This is a genomic window from Synechococcus sp. R60.1 (genome assembly GCF_047461835.1).
Lineage (GTDB): Bacteria > Cyanobacteriota > Cyanobacteriia > Thermostichales > Thermostichaceae > Thermostichus.
In genome coordinates this window covers 1-17,052 of sequence record NZ_JANSIA010000015.1, presented here as the reverse complement: position 1 = coordinate 17,052, position 17,052 = coordinate 1, and the positions used below count along the sequence as shown (strand labels likewise).

20 protein-coding genes are annotated in these 17,052 nt (G+C 59.9%); 12 read left to right on the top strand and 8 right to left on the bottom strand.

Annotation, left to right across the window (positions count from 1 at the left end; all coding sequences use genetic code 11):
* Window positions 1-185 precede the first annotated feature (185 nt).
* Entirely contained in the window at window positions 186-623 is a 438-nt protein-coding gene (locus tag NW834_RS03870) for a hypothetical protein (protein WP_011434354.1), read from the top strand.
* A 45-nt stretch (window positions 624-668) separates the two neighbouring features.
* Here the strand turns inward: NW834_RS03870 and NW834_RS03865 are convergent, their stop codons facing one another.
* The 6 genes from NW834_RS03865 to thrC all read right to left on the bottom strand — a co-directional run bounded on the left by NW834_RS03865 (window position 669) and on the right by thrC (window position 7,196).
* Window positions 669-2,618, bottom strand: coding sequence for an NHL repeat-containing protein (locus tag NW834_RS03865; RefSeq protein ID WP_414418737.1), 1,950 nt, complete (start codon window positions 2,616-2,618; stop codon window positions 669-671).
* A gap of 322 nt (window positions 2,619-2,940) precedes the next feature.
* Complete coding sequence (locus tag NW834_RS03860) at window positions 2,941-4,149, bottom strand: peptidase C39 family protein (protein ID WP_414418738.1); 1,209 nt, start codon at window positions 4,147-4,149, stop codon at window positions 2,941-2,943.
* 163 nt (window positions 4,150-4,312) lie between these two features.
* Window positions 4,313-4,891, bottom strand: a complete 579-nt coding sequence (locus NW834_RS03855; protein WP_011434357.1) for a DNA-3-methyladenine glycosylase — start codon at window positions 4,889-4,891, stop codon at window positions 4,313-4,315.
* A 26-nt stretch (window positions 4,892-4,917) separates the two neighbouring features.
* Window positions 4,918-5,193: a ubiquitin-like small modifier protein 1 gene (locus NW834_RS03850; protein ID WP_011434358.1), complete on the bottom strand. Its 276-nt coding sequence runs from the start codon at window positions 5,191-5,193 to the stop codon at window positions 4,918-4,920.
* Between the two features lie 36 nt (window positions 5,194-5,229).
* On the bottom strand, window positions 5,230-5,751 hold the full coding sequence (locus NW834_RS03845) for a fasciclin domain-containing protein (protein ID WP_011434359.1): 522 nt from the start codon (window positions 5,749-5,751) through the stop codon (window positions 5,230-5,232).
* A gap of 104 nt (window positions 5,752-5,855) precedes the next feature.
* Complete coding sequence (gene thrC / locus NW834_RS03840) at window positions 5,856-7,196, bottom strand: threonine synthase (protein WP_414418739.1); 1,341 nt, start codon at window positions 7,194-7,196, stop codon at window positions 5,856-5,858.
* Between the two features lie 497 nt (window positions 7,197-7,693).
* On the opposite strand from thrC, the gene mnmG reads away from it, so the two are divergent.
* On the top strand, window positions 7,694-9,625 hold the full coding sequence (gene mnmG / locus NW834_RS03835; RefSeq protein WP_414331619.1) for a tRNA uridine-5-carboxymethylaminomethyl(34) synthesis enzyme MnmG: 1,932 nt from the start codon (window positions 7,694-7,696) through the stop codon (window positions 9,623-9,625).
* Here mnmG and tsaD read toward each other — a convergent pair.
* Window positions 9,589-10,683, bottom strand: a complete 1,095-nt coding sequence (gene tsaD, locus NW834_RS03830; RefSeq protein WP_414418740.1) for a tRNA (adenosine(37)-N6)-threonylcarbamoyltransferase complex transferase subunit TsaD — start codon at window positions 10,681-10,683, stop codon at window positions 9,589-9,591. The two genes, mnmG and tsaD, sit on opposite strands and share 37 nt — an antisense overlap.
* A 195-nt stretch (window positions 10,684-10,878) precedes the next feature.
* Here tsaD and NW834_RS03825 point away from each other — a divergent pair, with 195 nt between their 5' ends.
* From NW834_RS03825 to NW834_RS03815, 3 genes are all read left to right on the top strand, one after another.
* Window positions 10,879-11,424 carry a Photosystem I reaction center subunit III gene (locus NW834_RS03825; protein ID WP_414342216.1) on the top strand — a complete coding sequence of 182 codons (546 nt, stop codon included), beginning with the start codon at window positions 10,879-10,881 and terminating at the stop codon, window positions 11,422-11,424.
* Window positions 11,425-11,476: 52 nt separating this feature from the next.
* Window positions 11,477-11,596 (top strand): photosystem I reaction center subunit IX, encoded by a 120-nt coding sequence (locus NW834_RS03820; protein WP_011434365.1) that lies wholly within the window; start codon window positions 11,477-11,479, stop codon window positions 11,594-11,596.
* A 100-nt stretch (window positions 11,597-11,696) separates the two neighbouring features.
* Window positions 11,697-12,185 carry a photosystem I reaction center protein subunit XI gene (locus NW834_RS03815; RefSeq protein WP_414332284.1) on the top strand — a complete coding sequence of 163 codons (489 nt, stop codon included), beginning with the start codon at window positions 11,697-11,699 and terminating at the stop codon, window positions 12,183-12,185.
* 6 nt (window positions 12,186-12,191) lie between these two features.
* Here the strand turns inward: NW834_RS03815 and NW834_RS03810 are convergent, their stop codons facing one another.
* Window positions 12,192-12,392, bottom strand: a complete 201-nt coding sequence (locus NW834_RS03810; RefSeq protein ID WP_414418741.1) for a CsbD family protein — start codon at window positions 12,390-12,392, stop codon at window positions 12,192-12,194.
* A 208-nt stretch (window positions 12,393-12,600) separates the two neighbouring features.
* Here NW834_RS03810 and NW834_RS03805 point away from each other — a divergent pair, with 208 nt between their 5' ends.
* The 7 genes from NW834_RS03805 (at window position 12,601) to NW834_RS03775 (ending at window position 16,927) form a co-directional block, all read left to right on the top strand.
* A complete protein-coding gene (locus tag NW834_RS03805) occupies window positions 12,601-13,032 on the top strand; it encodes a ribonuclease III domain-containing protein (RefSeq protein WP_011434368.1) in 432 nt (143 codons plus the stop codon).
* Between the two features lie 33 nt (window positions 13,033-13,065).
* Window positions 13,066-14,202, top strand: a complete 1,137-nt coding sequence (rlmB, locus tag NW834_RS03800; RefSeq protein WP_414418742.1) for a 23S rRNA (guanosine(2251)-2'-O)-methyltransferase RlmB — start codon at window positions 13,066-13,068, stop codon at window positions 14,200-14,202.
* Window positions 14,203-14,224: 22 nt separating this feature from the next.
* On the top strand, window positions 14,225-14,482 hold the full coding sequence (locus NW834_RS03795; RefSeq protein WP_414406460.1) for a DUF1816 domain-containing protein: 258 nt from the start codon (window positions 14,225-14,227) through the stop codon (window positions 14,480-14,482).
* Complete coding sequence (locus tag NW834_RS03790) at window positions 14,482-14,799, top strand: 2Fe-2S iron-sulfur cluster-binding protein (RefSeq protein ID WP_011434371.1); 318 nt, start codon at window positions 14,482-14,484, stop codon at window positions 14,797-14,799. The genes NW834_RS03795 and NW834_RS03790 overlap by 1 nt, the downstream gene beginning before the upstream one ends.
* A gap of 288 nt (window positions 14,800-15,087) precedes the next feature.
* Window positions 15,088-15,294: a hypothetical protein gene (locus NW834_RS03785; protein ID WP_414332282.1), complete on the top strand. Its 207-nt coding sequence runs from the start codon at window positions 15,088-15,090 to the stop codon at window positions 15,292-15,294.
* Between the two features lie 173 nt (window positions 15,295-15,467).
* On the top strand, window positions 15,468-16,334 hold the full coding sequence (gene thiD, locus NW834_RS03780; RefSeq protein ID WP_414418743.1) for a bifunctional hydroxymethylpyrimidine kinase/phosphomethylpyrimidine kinase: 867 nt from the start codon (window positions 15,468-15,470) through the stop codon (window positions 16,332-16,334).
* Window positions 16,335-16,360: 26 nt separating this feature from the next.
* A complete protein-coding gene (locus NW834_RS03775; protein WP_414418744.1) occupies window positions 16,361-16,927 on the top strand; it encodes a GDYXXLXY domain-containing protein in 567 nt (188 codons plus the stop codon).
* Window positions 16,928-17,052 lie beyond the last annotated feature (125 nt).

Here is a 17,052-nt window from a genome sequence, read left to right as displayed (position 1 = left end):
TTGCTGTTCGCGTTAGCGGGACGGAGTCCTCAAAGGACGCTCCAAGCAACCCATCATACTCGGTTAGCTAATGGGCAGATGGGATCCCTTTTGGTCAGTCGAGCAACGGGGAAGATTTTTTATAATTGGCAAGGCTAGGGGCCGCGGCTCACCTGGTCACCCATCTGTGAACTCGGAGACTTCTCATGCGTTATTACATGGCCATCGACTCCAATCCCCTAGCCAGTTTGCCGCTGGCTCTGTTTGGGGTGAGCAGCGAGGCGGCCTATGTCGATCTGCTGCAAGACAAGCTCATTGTGCGGGCGGGCAGCCTGTTCAACGAGACGTTCTCCTTGAGCGAGTTGGGGCGAGGGGAGCGCTTTCCCTGGCCCTGGTACTACGGGGTGGGCGTGCGCACCGATTTTCAGGGGATCGTTGGCCCGGTCACCAGCACCCAAGGGGTAATTGCCATTCCACTGGTGCAGGAAAAGCCTCTTTTTATTCCGTTGCTGGGGCCGGTGGGGCTGCAAGTGCCCTGCAAAAAGCTGGTCTTCAGCCTCAAAGATCCAGACACCTTCCTGGCCAACTTCAATCAGGGTCGCCCAGAGGTGAACGCCGGCCCGAAGAGTGTGGTGATTGAGTAGATGGGGATCCCTGTGAAACCTGAGAGACGGCGGCCTGTCAAGAGCCTACAGAGATCCCCCAGGGGTTGGGGTGACAGGCCCAGAAGCAACGCGGCTTATGCGACGCAAGCCCGGCAAGCCGGCATCCACCACCACCACACTGCCATCCGCTAAGACTGCCAAGCCGGCAGGCTGCTCAAACCGGGCTGCCGAGGTGGGGCCATCCTGCCAACCGCGCTGATTCTGTCCGGCCAAGGTGGAAACTTGTCCCCCAGGCTGAAGACGACGAATGCGATGGTTATCTCGGTCGGCCACCCAGAGGTTGCCTGCCGCATCGAAGGCCAGCCCCCCCAGGGTTTGAAAACGGGCCTCTGCCAGGGGGCCATCCCGATAGCCTGGCTCTGCCCCGGAGAGGGTGGTCACTCGTCCGCCAGCAGAGAGCCGGCGCAGGCGATGTCCATCGGCAATCCAGAGGTTCCCCTCCTTATCCACCGCCAGAGCCGTGGGCTGCAGGAGCTGGGCCTGTTCTGCTGGGCCATCGACGGATCCCGGCTGGCCGGTGCCGGCAACCGTGGTCACTTCACCTGCAGGGGTGATGCGGCGGATGCGGCGATTGGCGCGGTCGGCAACGTAGAGGCTGCCATCTGAACCCAAAGCCAGCCCAGATGGCTCCCGGAACTGAGCTCGGTCAAGCCCCCCATCTCGGTATCCGGCTATACAAGTGCCGGCAAAGGTGCTCACCTGTCGTTGCAGGTTGATATAGCGCAGGCAATGGTTGCCGCTGTCGGCCACCCACAATCCCCCCTTGGGATCCCAGAGCAGCCCCTGTGGGGAGTCAAACTGAGCTTGATTGGCTGCTCCGTCGCGGCGGCCTGCTTGGCCTGTGCCGGCCCAAACTTCCAATTCCCCCTCTGGAGACAGCCGGAAGATGCGGTGCTGGGCTCTATCGGCTAAATAGAAGGCTCCTTCAGGATCCACAGCAATGCCGCTGATTTGCTGCAGGTAGATCCTGGACTCGGTGCCGGTGTTATCAGGGGCGTTGCCGACAGAATCTGCCGCGGGCGAGGTGCGGCCATCCAGCAAAGTTTCCACCACCCAGGCCGATGCTGCCGGAGCAGTGGGGGTGGGAGAGGGGCTGGGGGAAGGAGTAGCGGCAGGCCAATCGTAGACCAGAGTGCCCAACCCTTGCCCGGAAGCATCCGCAACAGCAACCCAAACTGAGCCGGAAAGAGAAGAAGGCGGCATCACCACCAAACGGTCACCGCTGCGGGAGCGAATTTCCCCCCTCAGGATGCGCTCGGGATTGGCTGCTGCAGCAAAGAGAACTGTTTCCACCCGCTCCAAATTTTCCCCTGAGAGCAGCAACGGCTGGCCAAGGGTGGGCGCTGCCGAGCTGGTGTGCAGCAGCGGTACCCCCACCTCAGAGAGCACCAACATAGAAAGGCGGCGCTGGCGCTCTGTGTCTTGGGGAGGACGATTGACACTGCCAGAACTCCCAGAGCGGGCAGAAAGGGTCAGGGATCCCTTCCCCTGCGCCAGAGTGGTGGATCCCCGATAGGCGATGGCGCTGAGCTCCGCTTCTCCGGCGGGAGGATTGGTGAAGGTGAAAGTGGCCGGTTGCCCCAGGCGCAGAGGGGCAGTGGCGGTTTGGCGATAGGTGCCCAGGGTAATGCTCAGGTCGATCCCTTCCACCCCCGGCCAGGTGGGAGTGCGGGCCAGCCAGCGATCCACCTCTGAGGCCGGTAGCTGGGCCACCAGATCGGATCCCTGTTCCTGGAGCAGCAGAACGATGCGGTTGCTGGGCACCGACAAGCCGGCCTGACGCGCTTGCTCAAAAGTCAGAGAAAGCGGGGAGAGAGGGAGAGGAGTTGGGGTTGAAACCGGCTGTAGGGCCGCAGGGGGAAGAACGCTGGGAGACAGACTAGAAGAAGGAAACTCGCCACAGCCCGAGAGAGCCAGCACCAAGGCACTCAGCGCAGGCCAAGGTAGCGGTGTCAGGGAAGCCCGTCGTGGCATGATGCAGCTCATCCCCTCCCACAAACTGGGAAATGGCGGAAACCCAAACCCCCACGCTTACCTTCATCAGCGTACAAACCGGCGAGAATTGCCCAGCACCCTCTCTGCCGCAGGAGCCACCTCGACCAATGCCTTGGCCCCTGAACCGCATTCCTATTCATGACCAACCATCCTCACCCGCAGGTGAGTCGCACTCCTCACTCCATCTATCCTTACTCAAATCCCCACCGAAAGACCAGATAGCAGTTTCAGCGGCCAGGAAATCATCCAGGCCATAGCGGTAGCGCTGTAAGTCGATGCTGCCCGCGTTCGCCCGGTTCGGCTATAGAGTGGGGACAGGCCACTCTCGCGGATGAATCAAGTAGACGGTACCCCCGGAGTGCTCCAGCCACAACGACTCTAGCTGTTCGCGGCGGTAGGTACGGCGAACCTCTTCGTTGGTTTTGGCTGCCGGATCGTGGAGGATGGGATCCCCATGGCTAAACTGCTCCGCACCGCTGCCGCGAGCAAACCCCACCAGCACCGCCAGATGGCCGTTGCTTCTGGGAATTGGCGCCCCTTCCAGTTCTCCCTCACCCCAAGCATAGCTGAGGATCACCGGAACCCCTGCCGCGATCCAGGCTTCTGCTTGAGCCAAGCTCTCCAGCCGCGCCACCACGCCGGACAAACCTTGCTCGGCAGCATGGGCGACGTTGAAAGCCCAGTTGCCATGGCCCTGGTAAACCCGGTCATACACACCGGCCACTGCTGCGCGCACCAACACCTCACAGGGGCGGGGATCCCGCTTCCAGTAGGCCATCACCATCGCCAAAGAGGTGGGGCTACACCAGACCTCTCCCCCATCGGGGTACACCATCTGGGAGCACCAAGGCAGATCCAAGATTTTGCCCCAGCGGCTGGGATCCCCAGGGGATAGGCGGCTGGGCCTGACCGGCTCGTTGGAAATGGCAACTGCCACCTGATCCACAACGGCAGAACGGCCTGGCTCTTGCGTGAACAGGCGCACCCTGACCTGGAAGGCTTCTGCTCCGTTGAGGGTATCCTTGAGCACCAGCAAGTCCGTGTACAGGTTGCCATCCTCATCCCCTTGTCCTTGCACTGAGTGGCTGGCCAGAGTCAAGGGATCCGCAGCCCATACCCCGCCGTGATACCACTTTGTCCAGCGGTCTGAAAGCTTGGCCCGAATCCACAGTTCCAACCAGGTGCCGGGGGGCGTGGTGGCATTCCAGGAAGCGATTGCCCCGACCATAGGGAAGCTGGTGGGGACTGCTGGGCTGGTGGCTTCTCCCACCCAGTAGGGGCCAAGGGGATAGAAAGGGCGCCCCCGATCGCGTAAGCGGGACGGAGTCCTTAGCGCCACCTCAGGCTCTTCAAGGCTGACTTCTTGCCGCAAACCCTCTGGATCCAAGACCAATTGCCCTTGGGCGTTCAGGCGGATCCCTTGGGTTGACCAGTCCTGAAACCCCTGAGCTTCTCCCGCCCGCCAGCGCTGAAACCCGGTGCGATAGGTGAAGTGGGTCTGGGCTTGCATCGTCAAGAGTCCTGGAAAAGTTGGAACAGGCTGGGCCAACGCGGGCAACCCCAGCAAGAGCAGCACAACCCCGCTGACCAGCCCAGGCAGCCCCTGCCGTTCGCGTCAGCGGGACGGAGTCCTTTAGCCACTGCCTTCTGCGAGCATTGTCCGCCTGCCTCCACTAATAGCGCGACACCGCCGGATGTCCACCAATGTACCAGCGCCACGGGATCTCGGCTCCTTGGGTGATGCCGATGCGGGTGGTCTGGACGATGGACAACTGCGTTTGCCAAGAGGGGGATCCCTCCAGCCAAATGCCTTCCTGGCCGGCTTCCGCCCGCTCTAGCCGCCAGCCGTTGTGGGATCCGTCGATGCGCAGTGCTTGACAGAGCAGGCCCGGCCCCGCCGCCGCCCGTGCTGGCTGATTCTGTTTGTTGGCCGGGATCCAGTCTGGCAGGCGATCCAACTGAGCTGCCCGGATCAGAACCGCCGCCGGGATCCCTTCTGGCTCGGTAACGATATTTAGACAGTGGTAGAGGCCGTAGATGCGATAGATGTAGAGATGCCCTGGCGGGCCAAACATGACCTGGTTGCGTTGGGTCTTGCGGCGGTAGGCATGGCAGGCCGGATCCCCAGCCGTGTAGGCCTCCGTCTCTACGATCTGGGCCCGCACCTGCAGCCCATCGGCAAATTGCCGCACCAGAACCATGCCCAGCAAGGCAGGTGCCACCAGCGGGGCCGGCTGGCTCAACCACTCCACAGCGTCCACGGCAGGCTTGGCAGCCCTCAGCCCCCAGCAACGGCAGGGACGATGCTCACCTCATCCCCATCTTGCAGAGGGGTGTCACATCCCTTGAGGAAGCGAATGTCTTCGCTGTTCACATAAAAGTTGACGAAGCGGCGCAATTCCCCCTTCTCATCGCACAGCCGCGCCTTAATCCCCGGACAGCGTTGTTCCAAAGCATCCAACAATTCGCGGATGGTGGATCCCTCGCAATTCACCACCCCCTGATCCTGGGTGAGCGCCCGCAGCGTGTTGGGAATCAGCACCTTGACTGCCATAGCCCAATGCCTCGTCCATTAACCAACATCAAAAAACTAGGGTAGCAGCACCCCATCGATGCCGTGAATCACGCCGTTGGAAACTGGAATATCCGCCAGGTTCACGTTAGCCCCGTTGACCCGGATGCTGCCATCGGATCCCACCTGCACCTGCAGCGGCAGCCCTGCCAAGGTGGTCAGAGTGGTCGATTGGCCGGGCCGCAGGTCAAACGAGGTAATCCGCCCCGGCACCACATGATACGTGAGAATGCGGGTGAGCTGAGCCCGGCTGGCCGGCTGCAACAGCGTCTCCACCGTACCCGGCGGCAGTTGCCCAAAGGCCACATCGGAAGGGGCAAAGACCGTGAACGGCCCCGGCCCTGCCAACGCCGTATTCAGGCCCGTCGCCCGCAAAGCTGCCGCCAGCGTCGAGTAGCTGCTGGGCAAAGTTTCCAGCTCAACGGCAATGGTGTTTAGCCCTTGAGGCTGGGCCGCAGGAGCAAAGACAAGCGGGGCCACTACAGCCGCCAACGGGATCCAACGGCGAACAAGGCGTTGAACAGAAGGAAAGATAGGCATTGTGCAAAGCTCCTGAGCCAATAGGTCTACGCCAGGGATCTTAACAGTTCTTCATTAAGATTCTGTTAAGAGGCAATGGAGAGGGTCTTCCCTGCAAACCGAGTTCATACTGATGCCTCTTGCCAGTCCAGCCGCTCTAGGGTGCGGGCGCGCTCCAAAGCCTGTTCAAAGCTCTCCAGCTTGGGCGAGATCACCAGAGGATGGCCTACGTGGGGTTGAACCGCCTCCTGGGTCTTCAGGCCGTTGCCGGTAATGTAGGCTACTGTAACCGCCTCCGGATCGATTTGACCGGATTCTGCCAGGTGTTTGAGCACGGCAATGGTGGTGCCGCCGGCAGTCTCGGTGAAGATGCCTTCGGTCTCGGCCAAAAGCTTGATGCCGGCAACAATCTCCGGATCGGCAGCCGTCTCGATCTGGCCGCCGGTTTTGCGGGCGATCTCCAGGGCGTAGATCCCGTCGGCAGGGTTGCCGATGGCGATGGACTTGGCGATGGTATTGGGCTTAACCGGAGTGACAAAATCCCGTCCCTCGCGGAAGGCTTGGGCAATGGGCGCGCAGCCCTGCGCCTGTGCGCCGTGGAAGGCGACCGGCTTATCCGCCACCAGCCCCACCTTCACAAACTCCTGGAAGCCTTTATAAACCTTGGTGTACAGGGATCCCGAGGCCAATGGGATCACCACCTGATCCGGCAGTTGCCAGCCCAGTTGCTCCACCACCTCGTAGGCCAGGGTTTTGGAGCCTTCCGAGTAGTAGGGGCGCAGGTTGATATTGACGAAGCCCCAGCCGTAGCGATCCGCCACCTCGGCGCAGAGGCGGTTCACCTGGTCGTAGTTGCCCTCCACCGCCATGACGGTGGGGTTGTAAATCAGGGATCCCAGCACTTTGCCCGCTTCTAAGTCCGCCGGGATGAAGATGGTGCAGTCCAAGCCGGCGTGGGCGGCAATAGCAGCGGTGGAGTTGGCCAGATTGCCCGTGCTGGCGCAGGAAACGGTGGTAAAACCCAGCTCCTTGGCGCGGGTCAGCGCCACCGACACCACCCGATCCTTGAAGCTAAGGGTGGGCATGTTGACGGCATCGTTCTTGATGTAAAGATTTTTTAACCCCAGCCGCCGACCCAGCCGCTCCGCCTTAACCAGCGGGGTCATGCCGGTGCCCACATCGATGGGCTTTTCAGAAGTTACTGGCAGAAAAGGCCGATAGCGCCAGATAGACAGCGGCCCAGCTTGGATGCTCTGCCGGCTGACGCTGTGCCTCAGCCAGTCGTAGTCATAAGCCACTTCGAGGGGGCCGAAACACAGCTCACAAACATGCTTGGCGACCGGCTCATACTCTGCCCCACACTCCCGACAGCGCAAACGGCTGAAGCCCACCTTGGAGCTGTGCAAGGCAGAGGCCAACGGGGAATCGGCAGGGCTGAGCGGGCGTTCGGAAAGAGTTTGGGACATGGGCAGCCTCAAGGTGAAGGAAAGGGTGGGCGCTGGATTGAACTTACCTATCGTTGGGGGGAATCTTATCACCCGCAATCTGCCGCGTCAACTAAACCTGACTAAAATAGTCTGGATTAGATCCGGTTGAGGATAATGGAATCGGTGCTTGGCTCTCTCAGGCGGGCTGTCTGGTGTTTGTATGAGCCGCAACATCCCTTGGGCGACTCTGCCCTTTCCTCTGGGATCCCCTGCTATCGGCAGCCTTGGGGGAGCTGATCCCAGCGCCCTGAGGTCTCTTCAACTCTTCAATCAGGTGACTTAGGCTGGGAACTGAGCCTCTACCCAACTTTATTTCCCAGGGCAACAGAAAACTTTCCCTACTGCTCTGCCTGCCTCAAGCCGGTCGCAAATAACCCTATCCGTTGCCGCCATCGCTAAGCTGGATAAGCGAGCTGAAATAACCTGAAAATTAAAAGACCGGGGATCCCGGCTATTCATTTTGGAATTGCCACCCTATGCTCAGAGTTGGACGGGACAGCATTGATTTTCTCGATCACTACGATGTGGTGGTGGTCGGCGGGGGGCACTCCGGCTGTGAGGCAGCATTGGCAGCAGCGCGGCTGGGCTGTAACACCCTCATGCTGACATTGAATCTGGACAAGATCGCCTGGCAACCCTGTAACCCTGCCGTCGGCGGCCCGGCCAAATCGCAGCTGGTGCACGAAATCGATGCTCTCGGCGGCGAGATGGGCAAAGTTACCGACCGCACCTATTTGCAAAAGCGGGTGCTCAACCGTTCGCGGGGGCCGGCGGTGTGGGCGCTGCGGGCGCAAACCGACAAAAGGGAATATGCGCGGGTGATGCGCTCGGTGGTGGAAAACCAGCCTAACCTGACGATTCGCGAGGGCACTGTCACCGATTTGGTGCTGGAGCGCAACGATGAGATTGTCGGCGTGGTCACCCACTTTGGCACCATCTTCGGCTGCCGAGCGGTGATCCTGACCACCGGCACGTTTTTGGGGGGGCGCATCTGGATTGGCCGTCACTGGCAATCTGCCGGACGGGCAGGGGAATTTGCCGTGGAAGGGCTGACCGACACCCTGCGCCAACTGGGCTTTGAAACGGGCCGGCTGAAAACCGGCACCCCTGCCCGCGTGGATCGGCGCAGCGTGGATTTTTCGGTCATGGAGCGGCAACCGGGGGATCCCGATGTGCGCTGGTTTAGCTTCGACCCCGAGGTGTGGGTGCCAAGGGAGCAGATGGATTGCTACTTGACCCGCACCACCCCAGAGACCCACCGCATCATCCGGGAAAATCTCCACGAAACCCCTGTCTATGGCGGCTGGGTGGAGGCCAAAGGGCCCCGCTACTGCCCCAGCATCGAAGACAAGATTGTCCGCTTTGCCGACAAGGAAAGCCATCAGATTTTTATTGAGCCGGAAGGGCGGGATCTGCCGGAGCTCTACATCCAGGGGTTCTCCACGGGGATGCCTGAGAAAATCCAGATCCAGATGTTGCGCTCCTTGCCTGGCCTGGAGCGGTGCGTCATGCTGCGGCCTGCCTATGCGGTGGAATACGACTATCTGCCGGCCACCCAGCTCTACCCCACTCTGATGACCAAAAAGGTGCAGGGGTTGTTTTGCGCCGGCCAGATCAACGGCACCACCGGCTACGAAGAGGCGGCAGCTCAGGGGCTCATAGCCGGGATCAACGCCGCCCGCCTGGTTCAAGGCAAGCCCCTGGTCACCCTGCCGCGGGAGTCCAGCTACATCGGCACCCTCATCGACGATCTCTGCACCAAAGAACTGCGGGAGCCCTACCGCATGCTCACCAGCCGCTCCGAATACCGCCTCATCCTGCGCTCCGACAATGCCGACCAACGGCTCACCCCCCTGGGGCGAGAATGGGGCTTGATCGATGACCGGCGCTGGGCCCTGTTCCAAGCCAAGCAAGCGCGCATTGCCGCAGAAATCGAGCGCCTGGAAACGCAGCGGGTGAAGGCCCACGACCTGGCCGGCATCCAACTAAGCCAACTGACGGGGCAGGGGATCAAGGGATCCGCCACTCTGGCCGAGATCTTGCGCCGCAACCAGATCCACTACTCCGATCTCCTGGAACTGGGGCTGGGGGATGCCGAGCTGGATCCCTTTGAGCAGGAAGCAGCGGAAATTGCCGTCAAATACAGCGGCTACATCCAGCGGCAGCAAAGCCAAATCGAGCAGGTGAGCAAACAGTACCATCGCCCTCTGCCCCCCGATCTGGACTACCACTCCATCCCCACCCTCTCCAAAGAGTCGCGGGATAAGCTCTCGGCGGTGCGTCCCCTCACCGTGGGCCAGGCAGCCCGCATCGGCGGTGTCAACCCCGCCGACATCAACGCGCTGCTCATCTACCTTGAGGTGAGGCAACGTCAGAGGGCGGCGGATCCCGTCTGTTCTTCTCTGTGAGCTCCGCCCCCATCCATGTAGAGGGAAGGGATCCCTTCCAGGGGCAGGCGAGAGGCCACCCCCAGCTCCAGCGGCGAGACCTCCCCCCGCAGCCAGTGGCAGAGCCCAGCCGCCCCGATCATGGCCGCATTGTCGGTGCAGAGGGCTAGAGGCGGGATCACCACCCGCAACCCCTTTTGCCGGGCTGCTTCCCTGAGGCGGGCCCTCAGCTCTCGATTGGCAGCCACCCCTCCGGTCAGCAGCAGTGTCGAGAGGCCCAGCGCCTCGGCGCAGGCCACTGCCTTTTCGGTGAGCACATGGGTCAGACAGGCCTGGAAGCTGGCGGCAATATCGGCAATGGGCAACTCCTGGCCTTGCTGCTGCAACTGCTGGACTAGGCGCAACACCGCCGTTTTCAGGCCGCTGAAGCTTGTGTCGTAGGGATGCTCCACTTTGCCCTCAGGCAGGGGAAAGCGCTGCGGATCCCCCTGCTGAGCCCAACGGTCGATCTGCGGCCCCCCCGGGTAGCCCAGCCCCAACAGCCGCGCCACCTTATCAAATGCCTCGCCGGCAGCATCGTCGCGGGTGCGGCCCACCGTCTGGTAGTCCCCGTAGTCCTTCATCCAAATCAGGCTGGTATGGCCTCCCGATACCAAAAGGCAGAGGCAGGGGGGGCGCAAATCGGGCTCTGCCAAGAAGCCGCTGAAGAGATGGCCCTCCAGATGATGCACCCCGATCAGGGGCTTGTCGTAAAGCAAAGCCAGGGTCTTGGCCCCCATCAGCCCCACCAGCAGGGATCCCACCAGGCCCGGCGCACAAGTTACGGCAATGGCATCTACCTCGGCCACCTCCAATCCGGCCTGCTGCAGAGCAGCCTCCAGCACAAAGGGCAGAGTTTCCACATGCTGCCGTGAGGCCACCTCCGGCACCACCCCCCCGTAGGCTGCATGGAGGTCGATTTGGCTGGCCACCACGGAGCTGAGCTGCCGTGGGGCAAACCCCGGCCAGGCTGCATCCGCCGCCACCACAGCCACAGCCGTTTCGTCACAACTGGTTTCGATGGCAAGGACGCGGGGCATGGGAGAGCAAGCTGGGGAAAGGAATAGGAAAGCCTTGGGATCCTTAAATTAAGAATTGTGTGAGCTAAAACTCAGGATCCGTCGGGGCGAGGCGCTCAGGAGTATGATACTAACCGTTTAGTGCCTGTTGCTGCACTTAGCATCCCTTAGCATTTGGACAGATCCTAGACCCCTACCTCAAGGACACATCCTGCTATGCGAACCTTTTTAAGCCTTCTTTTGGCCCTTTGCATCGCGCTTGGCCTCGCCCAATCTGTGCAGGCAGAGCCCTTGATCGGTCTGAAACCTTGCAGCGAAGTTCCCGCCTTTCAGGCCCTGATGAACGAACGCCTGAGCAGCCTAGAGGAGAAGATCCTCAACGCCAGCCCTGCTATGGCCCCTGTTTACCAGCAAAAGCTGGCCCAAACCAGCAAGCGCTTTGAGCGCTACAGCAAGCTGCTCTGCGGCGAAGAGGGCCTGCCCCACCTGGTTACGGATGGTCGGTTGAACCATGCGGGCGAGTTTCTCATCCCCGGTCTGCTCTTCCTGTATATTGCCGGTTGGCTGGGCTGGGCGGGGCGTTCTTACCTGATCGCGGTTCGGGATGAGGATAGCCCCGAAATGAAAGAAAGCCTGATCGATGTACCGCTGGCGCTGCGGTGCTTCCTCACGGCTTTGGCTTGGCCCGCTGCTGCTTTTAAGGAAATTGCCAGCGGCGAAATTCGAGAGCCGGAAGCGGCTGTGCCCATCTCCCCCCGCTGAGGAGCTGAGCCCGGCTTTCTAACTCGATTTATTTAACTTTTGAGAGGCGTCTATGGCTGATTTCACCAAGTTTCTCACCACTGCTCCGGTGGCATTTATCCTGTTTTCCAGCTTTGTTTTTGCCCTGTTCATCGAGATCAATCGCTTCTTCCCCGACATTTTGACGTTCTGAGTGTAGGCCAGGGATCCCCAGCGCAACCTACGCCCGGTGGGATCCCTGCTTTTTTAGGCTTTTTTCCATCCTCCTTTGAACTGGACACAGAGTTGCTGAAATGGTCGAACCCAATGCCGATCCTGCTCCGTTGAATAGGTTGAACATGAATAAGGGATACGTCACCGTCCCTGAGGGAGATCCGCAAATTGGGGATCTCTGGACACCGATCAACCACGCGCCTGTTGTCCGGCTGTTGATCGACTGGCTGCCCATCAACCGACCGGGATTGAGTTCCATTTGGCGGGGCTTGGAAATCGGTATGGCCCACGGCTATTGGCTGGTAGGCCCCTTTGCCAAGCTGGGGCCGCTGCGCAACGAGCCCATCGGTCTGCTGAGCGGCTTTTTGGGAGCCTGTGGCCTGATCTTGATTCTGACGGCGGCCCTTTCTCTCTACGGCACTGTCACTTCGCAGCGCAACATAGGGCCGGTAGGGGGATCCCAATCTTGGAGCGAATTGGCCGCTGGCTTTTTGGTAGGGGGTATGGGGGGGGCGGTCGTCGCCTACCTGCTTTTGCTGAATGCAGATCTCCTTGTCCCCGCATCTTAACTGGAGCTATTGGCCATCCGTTGGATCATCCACAACGTCTTTAATCGCTTCTCGAGCATCCTCGACTCCAAGGTGGGTGGCTGCCTTTGTTTGCTCGGCCTTACCTTCCAGCCTTTCACGCTGATCGCTGGCCAGCTCACCCACAATTTCTTGGATTTTGCTCTCCAGATTCTTGGCAGTAACTCCAACTGGCTTTTCAAGGCTCATAACATCAGCCCCTTAACCGGCTTTGCCCTGTCTACTCGATAGCACCTTTTCTCTCTGGGCCTCGTGATCCAAATCACCTGCAAGGGGGGAAAGAGCGCGAGTCAGGCTAGCAGACCAGAGGAAGCTTGTCTTAGCATGGACTGAATCCTGCAATGAGCCGATGACAGCGGTTCTAGACATTTTTTCTGCCTATCTTTCGTGAGCTGCTGTGAACGATCTGCTGTTCGAGCCCACTTCCGAAAGGCCCTCCTTGGCCGAGATTCGCCGCCTATCGCCCGCAGCCTTGGCCTACTTGGGAGACGCCATTTACGAACTGCATGTGCGGCGGCAACGGCTATTTCCTCCGGATCGACTGGAGCGCTATCATCAGCAGGTGGTGAGGCGGGTGCGCGGCTCGGCTCAGGCTAAGCTGCTGTTGGCCCTGTTGCCCCATCTCAACCCCGAAGAGCAGGAAATTGTCCGCTGGGGTCGCAATGGCTGCGGTCGCCCACCCCGGCATCTGCCTCTGGCCGATTACCAAAACGCCAGCGGCCTGGAAACAGTTCTGGGCTATCTCTACCTGGCCAATCCCGAACGGCTGCGCCATATCCTCGCCCTCACTGATGTTTTGGCTGAGACCCTAGGCGAGTGGGAAGGTTAGGATAGTCTTTCCGTCTTTCCATCTTCCACGCCCATGCCCAAGACTTCTCAGCGCAAACCTGCTTCACGGCTGTCTCGCTCGGGCAAACTGCAGCCGCGAAGGGCAGGGCAATCCGTTAGCAAGCGGGTACAGCGGCCCAAACGCCGAGACGGGGATCCCAAGCTTGCCACCCAAGAGGCTCCGGTGAAGCCGATCCGCCGCAACGCACAGCGGCAGTGGCCCCAAGGCAAGATGGCTCCTCAACCAGTAGGCGAGCTGGATCCCGGCCTCTCCACTGGCGAGACAGGGATCTTGCCAGGGGAAGTTCAGCCTCAGGCCGACGGGAATCCGCAGACCGAGCTGGAGCAAGAGATTATCTACGGTCGCCAGACAGTACTGGCTGCTTTGAAAAGTCAAGCCACCCTCAATCGGGTTTGGATCTTGCCGAAGTTGCGCTACAGCCCCCAATTTTTGTCTCTGTTGGAAGAAGCCAAAGCGCGGGGCACCGTTATCGACGAAGTGTCTCCAAAGCGGCTGAACGCCCTCACGGCTGGCGCCAACCACCAGGGTATCGCTGCCCAAGCCACGCCTTATCAGTACGTGGCCCTGGAGGATTTGGTGGAAAGAAGCCGGCAGGCCAGCCCCAATCCAGTGCTGGTAGTCCTAGACGGGATCCAGGATCCCCATAACTTGGGAGCCATTGCCCGTAGTGTGGAGGCTTTTGGCATGCAGGGGATGGTGATCCCACAACGGCGGGCAGCAGGGGTAACCTCGACGGTGATGAAGGTAGCGGCGGGAGCCCTCTCCACCTTGCCGGTGGCGCGGGTGGTGAATTTGAATCGGGCTTTGGAATACCTCAAAGAGCAGGGGTTTTGGGTTTATGGCACCACCAGCCGAGGGACTGACCTCATCTATAGAGCCGATTTTCAACGGCCCATTGCCTTGGTGGTGGGATCCGAGGGGGAAGGGATTAGCCTGCTCACACAGCGCCATTGTGACCAACTGCTGTCCATTCCCTTGGCAGGCCGTACTGAAAGCTTGAATGCTTCTGTGGCCGCCGGCATTGCCCTCTACGAAATCCACCGGCAGCGCTCTCCCCACCACCTCAAACGCCCTGAGGTTGATACATTCCTCAACAAATCGTCAATAAAAGTAGTAGAATCTAGGGGATTGCAAAAGGACATCCAATGATTGCTAGACTTAATAATGGGGGATGGATCCCGTGAGCAACCCTTTGGCCAATCTGTTGGATAAGCTGCGCGGCCTGTCGGTCTGGATCGAGATCACCACCGAGGACTGCACCTACTACTACGGCCCCTTCTCCGATGAAGCTGAGGCGGAGCGGCTCAAAGGCCACTACATCGCCGACCTGCAAAAGGAAGGAGCCAAAAAGATCCAGGCTCTGGTGAAGAAAATGCGCCAGCCACAGTCTCTGACGGTGACCCGTACTCCGTCGGGAGCCCGTTCCTGATGTCTGCTACGGCTTATCAAGTAACCCTTCATCACCGCGGCCAAACCTACCGCTTCCCTGCCTCTGCGGATCAGACGGTTTTACAAGCTGCTCTTGAACACGGGATAGAGCTACCTTCCTCTTGTCAGGCGGGGGTTTGCACCACCTGTGCGGGGCGGCTGAAGTCGGGATCTGTGACTCAGACAGAGGCAATGGGGATTGGGCCAGAACTGCAGGCCCAAGGGTTTGTGCTGCTGTGTGTAGCCTATGCTACCTCCGATTTGGAGGTGGAGACCGATCAAGAGGAAGAGGTTTACCGTTTGCAGTTTGGCTCCTAACCGTGCCGGATTTCTGTTCAGGTCTACTTGTTAGTAGGTGTTGTAGTCATTTCGATTCAAACTAGGACACTGTACCCACAACTAAAACCTTGGTCGCGTCTTCGCGTCAGCGTTGCGGAGCAATAGCGTTGCGGAGCAATAATGCAGGGGCCCAAAAGGTTTTTCTCAGTAGCCCGGCTGTCTCAGCCTAATCTGAAAATACTACATTAGTTTATATTGTTGGATTCTTAGTGTTAGAAGTTATCGAAAGTAAGTCTGTTTCCTTGGCGAGATCAGTTCTCGACTCCTGTGAAGTTGCATTTGTTGCACCTATCTCTGCCGTTGAGCTCGCCTCTCTCTGCCCCGCAACTGGAGCAATCCCTCTGTCAGCAAGTTGACCGGGAGCTGGGCCAGCCGGCTCGGCTTCTGCGCTGGAGCTTGACGGCGGTGGAGGGGGATAGAGCCTGGGTTGAGGTGGTCGCCACCACTGATGAGGGCTACTCGGATTTAGACTAGGACAACTCACTCTTAGTCAGCTTCTTGACAGACGTCTGCAAGAGTTTTCCCAATACCCCAGTGGTCTCAGACCAATCGAGAACCAACAGTTTCATTGCTACGTTAAAGAGATGGTTCATATTGATTGATGGAAATGGCTATCGGTACCCTTGCCCATTTTTGTCGTTTGGCCAATGTCTGTCTCTGCATCTGAACCAACTCCGGCTCCACTGCTGGCCGAGCAGCACCCCCCTGTCGCCCTCACCATCGCTGGATCCGACAGTGGTGGGGGAGCAGGGATCCAAGCGGATTTGCGCACCTTTGCTTTCCAACGGGTACACGGTACCTCTGCCCTGACCTGCGTGACTGCCCAAAATACCCTTGGGGTGAGCCGGGTCGATGCGCTGCCCCCCGAAGCCGTGGCCGCCCAAATCGAGGCCGTGGTGCAGGACATTGGGGTGCAAGGGATCAAGACGGGCATGTTGCTGAATGCCGAGATCGTGCTGGAGGTAGCCCGTCAGGTGGAGCGCTGGGCGTTGCGGCCTCTGGTGGTGGATCCGGTGATGGTGTCCCGCACGGGAGCAAAGTTGCTGGCAGATGAAGCCATTCAGGCCATCCGCGAGCGGCTGATCCCCTTGGCCCAGGTACTGACCCCCAATCGCTATGAGGCGCAAATTTTAACGGGGCTGGAGCTGCAGTCCCTGGCGGATATGCAAACGGCGGCTCAGCAGATTCGCACCCTGGGCTGTGGAGCGGTGTTGGTCAAAGGTGGGGGTATGCCGGGGGAACTGCAGGGGGTGGATGTGTGGTTCGATGGCGAGCGACTGGAAGTGCTGAAAACAGAGCGGATCCCCACCCGCCACACCCACGGCACCGGCTGTACCCTCTCGGCGGCCATTGCAGCGCAGATGGCCTGGGGTAAGGATCCCTTTGCGGCCACGGTGGCGGCCAAAGCCTATGTAACGGAGGCGCTGCGACATCCTTTGGCCATCGGGTCAGGGCAGGGGCCGGTGGGGCACTTCTACCCGCTTCTGTCCGGGATCGGCGAACCTGTGCCATAAGAGAGAGGTCACTCTCTCTGGCTACTATGGCTGGCCCATTGAATCTTTCTAGGAAGGGATTCCTGCCCAAATGGCGGTTTTGGCTACCCCTACTGCTGCAGCTGGGTATCGTTCTGCTGATACCGGCTCGGCAAGCGCTGACTCTTGCTGTCGGAACCACGATCTACCTGCAAACGGCCCCTGTGGATCCCTATGACCTTTTGCGGGGCCGGTATGTGGCCTTGGGCTACGTCGTCGGTCGACGCTCCACCCTAGAGCAACTGCCGGGTTGGTCACCTGAATTGGAGACCCCAGGGATCCTTTATCTGCGCTTGGCTCCCCCCGCAGGGGATCCCACTCAACCTTGGCAAGCAATCGGTGTCAGCCGGGAGATGCCCAAAGATTTGCAGCCTGAAGAGAAAGTGCTGCGAGGCTGGTTTGACGGGCAGCAGCTCAAGTTGGGAATCGAAGAATTTTTTATTCCCGAAGCGATTGGAGATGCCTTGGAAGAGGATATTCGGCGTTACCCTGAAGCCACGCGGGCAGAAGTGAAAGTGGATCCCTGGGGCAAGGCAGCATTGGTCGGCCTCTGGGTAGGGGAGCATCGGTACTAAGTGCTCATTCTGCCCGGCTTTAACGCTTTAACAATTAATCACCATATTGTAAACTACCCGACCCTGACTGCTTCGCAGTACAGGGCGGGCTTAAGGCCTCCGGCCCGCTGGCGCGAACGGTAGCC